Raw genomic sequence first — 11,213 nt, 5'->3', positions numbered from 1 at the left:
GGCTTCGGCGGCCCGATCGCCGAGGCCCTCGCCCAGGTCACCGACCCGACCGCCGTGGTCCACTCCCGGATCTCCCAGGGCCGGGCCGCCGGCGCACTCATGTGCCTGCGGGGTTCAGATCTGGATGCCCGCCATGCGCTTCCACTCGTAGGCGCTGGTCTTGACCTTGAGCCCCAGCTCGCCCTCGAAGTTCTCGTGCACGGTCAGGCCCGCCAGCTCGGCCGCCCGGCGGCCGACGGCGTAGGTCGGGGCGACCTGGTCGCCCCAGGCGCCGTCCGCGCCGACCACGACGATGCGGGTGGCCACGCCGCCGACGTACTCGACGACCGCGTCGGCGCTGCCGCCGTGCTGCTGGGCGAAGCTGGTGAGGTGCTTGGCGATGCGCTTGGCGCGGCGCTCGGTGCGGGCGTCCGGCGTGGCGGCGGTGGCGGTCTCTGCGCTGCTCATGCCCGCATGCTACCGACCGGTAGAGGCGCTGGCGACGGGAGCGCCCTGTGCACCGGGCCACATACTCGGAACATGACGTTCAAAGGCTGGCCGGCCGAGGCGCTGGACTTCTACGAGCACCTCGAAGCCGACAACTCCAAGACCTTCTGGCAGGCCCACAAGGAGCAGTACGACGACGTCGTACGGGCGCCCATGGAGCTGCTGCTCGTCGAGCTGGAGCCGGAGTTCGGGCCGGGGAAGATCTTCCGTCCCAACCGGGACGTCCGCTTCAGCGCCGACAAGTCCCCGTACAAGACGCACATCGGCGCGCACCTGGAGGCCGGTGGCTACATCCAGCTCTCCGCCGACGGCCTGGCCTGCGGCAACGGGATGTACCAGCTCGCGCCGGACCAGCTGGACCGCTACCGCGCCGCCGTCGCCGAGGACGTCAGCGGCGCGGAGTTGGAGCGGGTGATCGCCCGGGTGGAGGAGGACGGCCCCCAGGTGTTCGGCCGGGACTCCCTCAAGACCGCCCCGCGCGGCTTCCCCAAGGACCACCCCCGGATCGAACTGCTCCGCCACAAGGGCCTGGTCGCCTGGCAGGAGTGGCCGCCCGCGAAGTGGCTCGGCACCCGCACCGCCCACACCCGGATCACCGCTTTCCTCCGCGCCTCCCAGCCGCTGAAGGACTGGCTGGACGACCACGTCGGCCCGTCCGAGCTGCCCGCACGGTGAACAGCGCCGAACGTGGAAGAGCCCCGGTCCACCAGGACCGGGGCTCTTCGCACAGTACGAAGGTCCTACTTCACGAACGGGTCGATCGCGCACACCACGAACAGCAGCGACAGGTAGGTGATCGACCAGTGGAACAGCCGCATCTCCTTGAGCTTGGCGCCCACGATCCCGGCCTTGGCCCGCCCGTACAGCGCGTGCGCCTCGCGCAGCCAGAAGCCGCCGAGCAGCACCGCGGCGACGGGGTAGAGCCAGCTCATGTGCCCGAGCGGCCAGACCGCCAGCGAGACCGCGACCATCACCCAGGAGTAGGCGACGACCTGCTTGCCGACCGCCACGTTGCCCTTGATCACCGGCAGCATCGGCACGCCGGCCCGCTCGTAGTCGTCGCGCACCTTCATGGACAGCACCCAGGTGTGCGGCGGGGTCCAGAAGAAGACCACCAGGAACAGCGCGACCGCCGCCCAGGACACCGAGTCGGTCACCGAGGACCAGCCGATCAGCACCGGCATGCAGCCGGCGATGCCGCCCCAGACGATGTTCTGCGAGGTGCGCCGCTTGAGCCCCAGCGTGTAGACGAACACGTAGAACAGCAGCGCGCCGAGGGCGAGTCCGGCGGAGAGCCAGTTGACGCCGAAGCCGAGCAGCAGCGTGGAGACGACCCCGAGCACGATGCCGAACACCAGCGCCTCGCGCGGCGACACCATCCCGGTGACGATCGGCCGCCGCTCGGTGCGGGTCATCAGCGCGTCGATGTCGCGGTCGATGTACATGTTGAGGGCGTTGGCGCCGCCCGCCGACAGGTAGCCGCCGACCACGACCTTGAGCACCAGCAGCATGTTCGGCACGCCCTGCTGGGCCAGGAACATCACCGGCACGGTGCTCATCAGCAGCAGCTCGATGATCCGCGGCTTGGTCAGTGCGACGAACGCGCCGACACGGGCCCCGATGGGCCGGTGCGCAGGAGTCGCCCCGGTGACCCCGGCGGGACGGGTTTCGACGGCGGTCACTAACACCCCAACTGAAGATGAAACTTCGCAGGCGTCCACAGGAACGAAGGGTCCCGAATCGTCCGCTCTGCGCGTACCACGACACCATAGACGCTCCATACATCCCAACCGGCTCCGGGGTCCCCGGCGGGGCGGACGGCCCGCCCCCGGGTCGACCGACTGGGTGAAGCCACGAAACGCCTCCGCCGCGTCCGCGCAACCCGTCCCGACCACCCGGGCGGCGCGCCCCGCCGAATCGGGAGAGCCTGGGACGAAACGGATCAGAACGCCCTAGTGGGAATCACCATGCGGAAATCCCGGTTGTCCCGGCACGGAGGGTGAGCCCCGGCCCGGACGGTAGGCTCGCACGCAGAAGCGGGATCTACCCTCCGTGACCGGCACCATCCACAGTCGGGACCACAGCGCCGTGGCCGACCCGGTCCCCATTCACGGGGTCACTCTTCACAATGGAAGGAGCCCTGAGACAGGGTGAGCACTGCGCCGAAGAACGCATTCGAGTGGAGCGACCTGGACGAGCGCACGGTTGACACGGCGCGGGTCCTGGCTATGGACGCTGTCCAGAAGGTCGGCAACGGGCACCCCGGGACGGCCATGTCGCTGGCCCCGGCCGCCTACCTGATCTTCCAGCGCTTCCTGCGCCACGACCCGACCGACCCGGCCTGGGTCGGCCGCGACCGCTTCGTCCTCTCCCCCGGGCACACCAGCCTGACGCTCTACACCCAGCTGTACTTCTCGGGCTACGGCCTGGAGCTGGACGACCTCAAGGCCTTCCGCGTGGCCGGCAGCCGCACCCCGGGCCACCCCGAGCACGGCCACACCGCCGGCGTCGAGACCACCACCGGCCCGCTCGGCCAGGGCATCGCCAACGCGGTCGGCATGGCGATGGCCGCCCGCTACGAGCGCGGCCTGTTCGACCCGGAGGCGGCGGCCGGCGAGTCCCCCTTCGACCACACCGTCTGGGCCATCGTCTCCGACGGCGACCTGGAGGAGGGCATCTCCGCCGAGGCCTCCTCGCTGGCCGGCCACCAGAAGCTGGGCAACCTGGTCGCCCTGTACGACGACAACCACATCTCGATCGAGGGCGACACCGAGACCGCCTTCTCCGAGGACGTCCTCAAGCGCTACGAGGCGTACGGCTGGCACGTGCAGCGCGTCACCCCGAAGGCCAACGGCGACATCGACGTCGAGGCCCTCGCCGGTGCGCTGGCCGCGGCCAAGGCCGAGACCTCCCGCCCGTCGCTGATCGCGATGCGCACGATCATCGCCTGGCCGGCCCCGGACGCCCAGAACACCGCCAAGGCGCACGGCTCCGCGCTCGGTGCCGCCGAGATCGCCGCCACCAAGAAGGTCCTGGGCTTCGACCCGGAGAAGACCTTCGAGGTCAGCGACCAGGTCATCGAGCACGCCCGTCAGGTCATCAAGCGCGGCAAGGCCGCCCGCGACCAGTGGCAGCAGGGCTTCGACGCCTGGCGCGCCGCGAACGCCCACCGGGCCGCCGAGTTCGACCGCATCCAGGCCGGCGAGCTGCCCGAGGGCTGGAAGAAGGCCATCCCCTCCTTCCCGGCCGGCAAGGACGTCGCCACCCGCAAGGCCTCCGGCGAGACCCTCAAGGCGCTCGGCGCGGTGATCCCGGAGCTGTGGGGCGGCTCGGCCGACCTCGCGGAGTCCAACCTCACCACCATCGACGAGGACAGCTCCTTCCTCCCCGAGGGCAACCCGCTGAAGTCGGCCAGCCCGTACGGCCGGACGATCCACTTCGGCATCCGCGAGCACGCCATGGGCTCGACCATGAACGGCATCGCCCTGCACGGCAGGACCCGCGTGTACGGCGGCACCTTCCTGGTCTTCGCCGACTACATGCGCCCGGCCGTCCGCCTGGCCGCGCTGATGAAGCTGCCGGTCACCTACGTCTGGACGCACGACTCGATCGGCCTCGGCGAGGACGGCCCGACCCACCAGCCGGTCGAGCACATGGCCTCGCTGCGCGCCATCCCGGGCCTGTCCATGGTCCGCCCGGCCGACGCCAACGAGACGGCCGTCGCCTGGCGCACCGTCATCGAGCGCCAGACCAGCCACCCCGGCCCGGTCGGCCTCGCGCTGACCCGCCAGAACGTCCCGACCTTCGACCGCGAGGTCTTCGCCTCCGCCGAGGGCACCGCCAAGGGCGCCTACGTGCTGGCCGAGGCCGGCAACGGGGACCCGCAGGTGATCCTGCTGGGCACCGGCTCCGAGGTCCAGCTGGCCGTCAAGGCCCGCGAGGTCCTGGAGGCCGAGGGCATCGCCACCCGCGTGGTCTCGGTGCCGTCCTTCGAGTGGTTCCAGGAGCAGGACCAGGCCTACCGCGACAGCGTGCTGCCGCCGTCGGTCAAGGCCCGCGTCTCGGTCGAGGCCGGCATCGCCCAGGGCTGGCGCGAGCTGGTCGGCGACCACGGCCGGATCGTCTCGCTGGAGCACTTCGGTGCCTCCGCCGACTACCAGGTGCTGTTCGAGGAGTTCGGCCTGACCGCCGAGCGCGTGGTCGCCGAGGCGCACAACGCCCTGCGCTCCCTCGAAGCCGTCAACCGCTAACGCGTCCGGGCCGCGTGCCCGCCCGCACGCGGGCACGCGGCCCCCTCTGACTACCCCACGAAGCAGAAGAAAAAGGGACTGAAGCACCATGACTGACGCACTGAAGCGCCTCAGCGACGAAGGCGTGGCGATCTGGCTGGACGACCTCAGCCGGGCGCGGCTCAACTCCGGCAACCTGGCCGAGCTGGTGCAGAACAAGCACGTGGTGGGTGTCACCACCAACCCGACCATCTTCCAGAAGGCCATCGCCGGCAGCGGCGACAGCTCCTACGACGGCCAGCTGCGCGACCTCGCGGTCCGCAAGGTCACCACCGACGAGGCGATCCGCATGATCACCACCTCGGACGTGCGCGACGCCGCCGATGTGCTGCGCCCGGTCTACGACGCCTCCAACGGCCGCGACGGCCGGGTCTCCATCGAGGTCGACCCGCGCCTGGCGCACCAGACCGCCCCGACCGTGGCCGAGGCCAAGCAGCTGTGGTGGCTGGTCGACCGCCCGAACGTCCTGATCAAGATCCCCGCCACCAAGGCCGGCCTGCCCGCCATCGCCGAGGTCATCGGCCTGGGCATCAGCGTCAACGTCACGCTGATCTTCTCGCTCGAGCGCTACAAGGCCGTCATGGACGCCTACCTGACCGGCCTGGAGGCCGCCAAGGCCAAGGGCCTGGACCTCTCCCAGATCGAGTCGGTCGCCTCCTTCTTCGTGTCCCGCGTGGACACCGAGATCGACAAGCGCCTGGACAAGATCGGCGGCGACGCCCGCAACCTGCGTTCCAAGGCCGCCCTGGCCAACGCCCGCCTCGCCTACCAGGCGTACGAGGAGGTCTTCGGCAGCGTCGACGGCAAGACCGCCGGCAGCGCCCGCTGGACGGCCCTGGAGGCCGCCGGCGCCAAGCCGCAGCGCCCGCTGTGGGCCTCCACCGGCGTCAAGGACCCGGCCCTGCCGGACACCCTGTACGTCACCGAGCTGGTCGCCCCGGGCACCGTCAACACCATGCCCGAGGCCACCCTGGACGCCACCGGCGACCACGGCGTGGTCGCCGGCAACACCATCGTCCCCAACTACGCCGACGCCAAGGCCGTCCTGGACGCCATCGCGGCCGCCGGCGTGGACTACGACGACGTGGTCCAGGTGCTGGAGGACGAGGGCGTGCAGAAGTTCGAGCAGTCCTGGCAGGAGCTGCTCGACACCGTCACCGCCTCGCTGGCCGCTTTCGCCAGCGAGAAGTGACCCCTGCTCACACAGCCAGCACGAAAGCGGAGCACACCAAGTGAGCACTGATTTCCCTGAGTTGACGTCGGAATCGGACGCGGACGACCTCCCGCCCGCCCCCGTCAACCCGCTTCGTGACCCCTCCGACCGGCGGCTCCCGCGCATCGCGGGGCCGTCCGGCCTGGTCATCTTCGGGGTCACCGGCGACCTGTCCCGCAAGAAGCTGATGCCGGCCATCTACGACCTGGCCAACCGGGGTCTGCTGCCGCCGGGCTTCTCCCTGGTGGGCTTCGCCCGCCGCGAGTGGGAGGACGAGGACTTCGCCAAGGAGGTCCACGACGCGGTCAAGGAGCACGCCCGGACCCAGTTCCGGGAGGAGGTCTGGCAGCAGCTCGCCAAGGGCATGCGCTTCGTCCAGGGCACCTTCGACGACGACGAGGCCTTCGACAAGCTCCGCGAGACCATCGAGGAGCTGGACAAGGCCCAGGGCACCGGCGGCAACTTCGCCTTCTACCTGTCCGTCCCGCCGAAGTTCTTCCCGACCGTCGTCCAGCAGCTCAAGAAGCACGGCCTGGCCGACCCGCCGCAGGGCTCCTGGCGCCGCGCCGTCATCGAGAAGCCCTTCGGCCACGACCTGGAGAGCGCCCAGGAGCTCAACAAGGTCGTCCACGAGGTCTTCCCCCGGGACGAGGTCTTCCGGATCGACCACTACCTGGGCAAGGAGACGGTCCAGAACATCCTGGCGCTGCGCTTCGCCAACCAGATGTTCGAGCCGATCTGGAACCGGTCGTACGTCGACCACGTGCAGATCACCATGGCCGAGGACATCGGCATCGGCGGCCGGGCCGGCTACTACGACGGCATCGGCTCCGCCCGTGACGTCATCCAGAACCACCTGCTGCAGCTGATGGCGCTCACCGCCATCGAGGAGCCCGCGTCCTTCCACCCGAAGGCGCTGGTGGCCGAGAAGCTCAAGGTGCTCAGCGCCGTCAAGCTCCCGGCCGACCTCGGCCGGCACACCGTGCGCGGCCAGTACGCGGCCGGCTGGCAGGGCGGCGAGGAGGTGGTCGGCTACCTGGACGAGGACGGCATCGACCCGGACTCCAAGACCGACACCTACGCGGCCATCAAGCTGGAGATCAACAACCGCCGCTGGGCGGGCGTGCCGTTCTACCTGCGCACCGGCAAGCGGCTGGGCCGCCGGGTCACCGAGATCGCGGTGGTCTTCCAGCGCGCCCCGTACCTGCCGTTCGACTCCTACGCGACCGAGGAGCTGGGGCAGAACGCCCTGGTCATCCGGGTCCAGCCGGACGAGGGCGTGACGGTGCGGTTCGGCTCCAAGGTGCCGGGCACCTCCTTCGAGGTCCGGGACGTCACGATGGACTTCGCCTACGGCGAGTCCTTCACCGAGTCCAGCCCGGAGGCGTACGAGCGGCTCATCCTCGACGTGCTGCTCGGCGACGCCAACCTGTTCCCGCGGCACCAGGAGGTCGAGCTCTCCTGGCAGATCCTCGACCCGATCGAGAAGTACTGGGACGCCCACGGCAAGCCCGCCCAGTACGCGGCGGGCACCTGGGGCCCCACCGAGGCGGACGAGATGCTCGCACGAGACGGCAGGAGCTGGCGCCGGCCATGAAGATCGACCTCACCAACACGACGTCCAGCAAGATCAACGCCGCGCTGATGGAGGCGCGCCGGACCAGCGGCTCCACCGCTGCCGGCATGGTGCTCACCCTGGTGATCGTGACCGACGAGGGCAGCGCCTACGACGCCCTCAAGGCCGCCAACGACGCCTCCCGCGAGCACCCGATGCGCACCCTCGCGGTGATCAAGCGCGCCGGCCGCTCGCCCCGGGCCCGCGCCGAGACCCGGCTGGACGCCGAGATCCTGGTCGGCTCGGACGCCGGCTCCGGAGAAACGGTCATCCTGCGCATGCACGGCGAACTCGCCTCGCACGCCCAGTCGGTGGTCCTGCCGCTGCTGCTCCCGGACGCCCCGACCGTGGTCTGGTGGCCGGACAACGCGCCGCAGCACCCCGCGCAGGACCCGCTGGGCGCGCTCGCCCAGCGCCGGATCACCGACGCGGTCACCGCCGAGTCCCCGGTCGGCCAGCTCGCCCAGCGGTCCCAGAGCTACACCCCGGGCGACACCGACCTGGCCTGGACCCGGCTCACCGGCTGGCGCTCCATGCTGGCCGCCGCACTGGACCAGCGGCCGGCCGCCATCCACTCGGTGGTGGTCGAGGGCGAGTCCTACAACCCCAGCGTCGAGCTACTCGGCCTGTGGCTGCTCAACCGGCTGAGCGTGCCGGTCGAGCGGGTCGTCACCGGCGGCCCCGGCATCACCGCGGTGCACCTGCGCACCAAGGACGGGGACATCACCCTGGACCGCCCGGACGGCCTGATGGGCACCCTCTCGATGCCCGGCTCGCCGGACCGGCAGGTGGCGCTCAAGCGGCGCGAGACCGCCGAGCTGATCGCCGAGGAGCTGCGCCGGCTGGACCCGGACGACATCTACTCGACGGCCGTGCGCACGCCCGTCGACCGGCTGAGCGAGCCCTCGGAGCAGACCCCGCCGGCAGCAGCAGCCGGCCCCGTCGCCGACGCGGCGGCCGCAGCGGCCGACGCCGCGGTGGCCGACCCGGCCCGGGTGACCGCCGACGCGGAGAAGCCGGCCGCCAAGAAGGCCGCGGGCAAGCGCGCCGCCAAGGGCAGCGCATGACGGCCGCGACCCCGCAGCTGGTCGTCCACCGGGACAAGGAGCTGATGGCCCAGGCGGCCGCGGCCCGGCTGATCACCCGGATCGTGGACGCCCAGGCCGCCCGCGGCACCGCCTCGGTGGTGCTCACCGGCGGCCGCAACGGCAACGCCCTGCTGGCCGCGATCGCCGCCTCCCCGGCGCGCGACGCGGTCGACTGGGGCCGGCTGGACCTGTGGTGGGGCGACGAGCGCTTCGTCTCCGCCGCCGACCCGGACCGCAACGCCGTCCAGGCCCGCGCCGAACTGCTGGACGCCGTCCCGCTCGACCCGGCGCGGGTGCACGAGATGCCCGCCTCGGACGGGGTGGACGGCTCGGACGTGGAGGCGGCCGCCGCCCGCTACGCGCAGGAGCTGGCGAAGGCCGCCGAGCCGGGCGACCGGTTCGGCGTCCCGGCCTTCGACGTGCTGCTGCTCGGCGTCGGCCCGGACACCCACGTCGCCTCGCTCTTCCCGGAGCACCCGGGCGTGCGGGAGACCGAGCTGACCGTGGTCGGCGTGCGCGGGGCCCCCAAGCCCCCGCCGACCCGGATCTCGCTCACCCTCCCGGCGATCCGGGCGGCCCGCGAGGTCTGGCTGCTGGCCGCCGGCGAGGACAAGGCGGGCGCGGTCGCGCTGGCCCTGTCCGGCCCCGGCGAGCTCCAGGCGCCCGCCTCCGGCGCGTACGGCCGCAGCCGCACCCTGTGGCTGCTGGACCGCGCCGCCGCGGAGCGGATCCCGGCGCAGCTGTACCCGCCGTCCTCGGCCTGAGGTCCGCCGGACAGGCCTCGGCCCAGCGGGGAAACGCCGAAGGGCGCCACCGTCACTCGACGGTGGCGCCCTTTCCGCGTCTCAGGCGCTCCTGCGCGCCCGTTCGGCCCGCTCGCGCACACCTCCGGCCGCTCGCGCGCAGCCCGCTCGCATGGTCAGATCTCGCCGCGCAGCTTGGCCAGCGCCTCGGCGAGGATCGCCTCGCCGTCGGCGTCGGTGCGCCGCTCCCGGACGTAGGCGAGGTGGGTCTTGTAGGGCTCGTTGCGCGAGGGCGCCGGCGGGTTGTGCTCGTCCTGCCCGGCCGGGAAGCCGCAGCGCGGGCAGTCCCAGGTCTCCGGGATGACGGCCTCGGCGGCGAAGCTGGGGCGCGTCTCGTGCTTGTTGGCGCACCAGAAGGAGATCCTGCTGCGCGGAGCGGACTCGCCGCGCTCCGCCTCCCCCATCGGGCCTGCCCCGACCCTGCTCCCACGGATGGCGTTGCCACTTGCCACGGTCTGACTCCCTGCGTGCTGGTGCGCCGACCCGCCGCGGTGCGCGTCGGTGGCGAAAGTCGTCCTAGTGTAAGCAGGACTTAAGCCTCCGCCACCATCGCCTCCGCCCCCGACCGTCCCAGGATAGGCGCTCGGGCGACGGGGCGTCAGGGCTGCGTCAGCTCTTGTACTTCAGGACCAGGCCCAGCGCCATGATGGAGGCGAACCAGCCGATGCCGACCACGATGGTGATGCGGTCCAGGTTGCGCTCGGCCACCGCCGAACCGCCACCGGTGGACATGGCACCGCCACCGAACATGTCCGACAGGCCGCCGCCCTTCCCCTTGTGCAGCAGCACCAGCAGGATCATCAGCAGGCTGAAGATGATCAGGGCAATCGAGAACCCGAGAACCACGACCGGACCAACTCTCTCGTATCTTCGGCGACGGGGCCGGGCCGCTGTCGGCGGTCCGGCCCCAAAGCCTACGTTGCTGCGGCGGCGTTAGCCTACTGCCTGCTCACGGTAGCGCACGATCTTGACGAACTCATCGGCGTCCAGCGAGGCACCGCCGATCAGACCGCCGTCGATGTCGGGCTTGGCCATCAGGCCGGCCGCGCTCGACGACTTGACCGAACCGCCGTACAGCACACGGACCTTGTCGGCCAGCTCGGCGCTGTACAGCTCGGCGAGGCGGGCCCGGATCGCGGCGCAGACCTCCTGCGCGTCCTCCGGGGTGGCCACCTCGCCGGTGCCGATCGCCCAGACCGGCTCGTACGCGACCACCATCGACTCGGCCTGGTCAGCCGGGACGCCCTCCAGGGCGCCGTCCAGCTGGGCCAGCGTGTGCGCGACGTGGGTGCCGGCCTTGCGGATCTCCAGCGGCTCGCCGATGCACAGGATCGGGGTGATCCCGGCCCGGTAGGCGGCCTTGACCTTGGCGTTGACGATCGCCTCGTCCTCGCCGTGGTACTGGCGGCGCTCCGAGTGGCCGATCACCGCGTAGGTGCACTGGAGCTTGGCCAGCATCGGGCCGGAGACCTCACCGGTGTAGGCACCGCCGTCGTGCTGGGAGATGTCCTGCGAGCCGTACTTGATCTTCAGCTTGTCGCCGAAGACCAGGGTCTGCACCGACCGGAGGTCGGTGAACGGCACCAGAACGGCGACCTCGACGGCCTCGTAGTCCTTGTCGGCCAGCGCGAACGCCAGCTTCTGGGTGTGCTGGATGGCCTCGAGGTGGTTGAGGTTCATCTTCCAGTTGCCCGCCATCAGCGGGAGACGCTCAGTCAT

General features: G+C 71.3%; 11 protein-coding genes. 6 read left to right on the top strand and 5 right to left on the bottom strand.

The genetic code is table 11. The features are described from left to right. Positions 1–114 precede the first annotated feature (114 nt). Positions 115–447 carry a hypothetical protein gene (locus tag ABTY61_RS35785; protein ID WP_350509351.1) on the bottom strand — a complete coding sequence of 111 codons (333 nt, stop codon included), beginning with the start codon at positions 445–447 and terminating at the stop codon, positions 115–117. Between the two features lie 72 nt (positions 448–519). Between ABTY61_RS35785 and ABTY61_RS35780 the strand changes: the two genes are divergently transcribed. Then, the gene (locus ABTY61_RS35780) at positions 520–1,161 is read left to right on the top strand and encodes a DUF2461 domain-containing protein (RefSeq protein ID WP_350509350.1); all 642 of its coding nucleotides are present in this window, start codon (positions 520–522) and stop codon (positions 1,159–1,161) included. A gap of 65 nt (positions 1,162–1,226) precedes the next feature. Here ABTY61_RS35780 and ABTY61_RS35775 read toward each other — a convergent pair whose 3' ends face one another. Continuing rightward, positions 1,227–2,174 (bottom strand): heme o synthase, encoded by a 948-nt coding sequence (locus tag ABTY61_RS35775; protein WP_350509349.1) that lies wholly within the window; start codon positions 2,172–2,174, stop codon positions 1,227–1,229. Positions 2,175–2,636: 462 nt separating this feature from the next. Between ABTY61_RS35775 and tkt the strand changes: the two genes are divergently transcribed. The 5 genes from tkt to pgl all read left to right on the top strand — a co-directional run bounded on the left by tkt (position 2,637) and on the right by pgl (position 9,455). Continuing rightward, positions 2,637–4,736, top strand: a complete 2,100-nt coding sequence (gene tkt, locus ABTY61_RS35770) for a transketolase (protein ID WP_350509348.1) — start codon at positions 2,637–2,639, stop codon at positions 4,734–4,736. An 88-nt stretch (positions 4,737–4,824) separates the two neighbouring features. Then, positions 4,825–5,967, top strand: coding sequence for a transaldolase (gene tal / locus ABTY61_RS35765; RefSeq protein WP_350509347.1), 1,143 nt, complete (start codon positions 4,825–4,827; stop codon positions 5,965–5,967). A 61-nt stretch (positions 5,968–6,028) separates the two neighbouring features. Beyond that, positions 6,029–7,585, top strand: coding sequence for a glucose-6-phosphate dehydrogenase (zwf, locus tag ABTY61_RS35760; RefSeq protein WP_350509346.1), 1,557 nt, complete (start codon positions 6,029–6,031; stop codon positions 7,583–7,585). Next, the gene (opcA, locus tag ABTY61_RS35755) at positions 7,582–8,670 is read left to right on the top strand and encodes a glucose-6-phosphate dehydrogenase assembly protein OpcA (protein WP_350509345.1); all 1,089 of its coding nucleotides are present in this window, start codon (positions 7,582–7,584) and stop codon (positions 8,668–8,670) included. Before zwf ends, opcA begins: the two co-directional genes overlap by 4 nt. Continuing rightward, positions 8,667–9,455: a 6-phosphogluconolactonase gene (pgl, locus tag ABTY61_RS35750; protein ID WP_350509344.1), complete on the top strand. Its 789-nt coding sequence runs from the start codon at positions 8,667–8,669 to the stop codon at positions 9,453–9,455. The genes opcA and pgl overlap by 4 nt, the downstream gene beginning before the upstream one ends. Before the next feature lie 155 nt (positions 9,456–9,610). On the opposite strand, the gene ABTY61_RS35745 is transcribed toward pgl, so the two are convergent. From ABTY61_RS35745 to tpiA, 3 genes are all read right to left on the bottom strand, one after another. Then, complete coding sequence (locus ABTY61_RS35745; protein WP_254553118.1) at positions 9,611–9,898, bottom strand: RNA polymerase-binding protein RbpA; 288 nt, start codon at positions 9,896–9,898, stop codon at positions 9,611–9,613. Between the two features lie 205 nt (positions 9,899–10,103). Beyond that, positions 10,104–10,340, bottom strand: coding sequence for a preprotein translocase subunit SecG (gene secG, locus ABTY61_RS35740; protein WP_350509343.1), 237 nt, complete (start codon positions 10,338–10,340; stop codon positions 10,104–10,106). Between the two features lie 87 nt (positions 10,341–10,427). After that, positions 10,428–11,213, bottom strand: coding sequence for a triose-phosphate isomerase (gene tpiA / locus ABTY61_RS35735; protein WP_350509342.1), 786 nt, complete (start codon positions 11,211–11,213; stop codon positions 10,428–10,430).

The organism is Kitasatospora sp. NPDC096128, assembly GCF_040303105.1.
Classification (GTDB): Bacteria; Actinomycetota; Actinomycetes; order Streptomycetales; family Streptomycetaceae; genus Kitasatospora.
Note: the sequence above shows the minus strand (reverse complement) of the source record. Positions and strands in the feature narration are given on the sequence as shown.

Excerpts from the sequence above, each read along its gene's own strand:
- ABTY61_RS35785 (WP_350509351.1), bottom strand. The coding sequence starts at position 447 with ATGAGCAGCGCAGAGACCGCCACCGCCGCCACGCCGGACGCCCGCACC.
- opcA (WP_350509345.1), top strand. The coding sequence starts at position 7,582 with ATGAAGATCGACCTCACCAACACGACGTCCAGCAAGATCAACGCCGCG.
- pgl (WP_350509344.1), top strand. The coding sequence starts at position 8,667 with ATGACGGCCGCGACCCCGCAGCTGGTCGTCCACCGGGACAAGGAGCTG.
- ABTY61_RS35745 (WP_254553118.1), bottom strand. The coding sequence starts at position 9,898 with ATGGGGGAGGCGGAGCGCGGCGAGTCCGCTCCGCGCAGCAGGATCTCC.
- ABTY61_RS35780 (WP_350509350.1), top strand. The coding sequence starts at position 520 with ATGACGTTCAAAGGCTGGCCGGCCGAGGCGCTGGACTTCTACGAGCAC.
- tpiA (WP_350509342.1), bottom strand. The coding sequence starts at position 11,213 with ATGACTGAGCGTCTCCCGCTGATGGCGGGCAACTGGAAGATGAACCTC.
- tal (WP_350509347.1), top strand. The coding sequence starts at position 4,825 with ATGACTGACGCACTGAAGCGCCTCAGCGACGAAGGCGTGGCGATCTGG.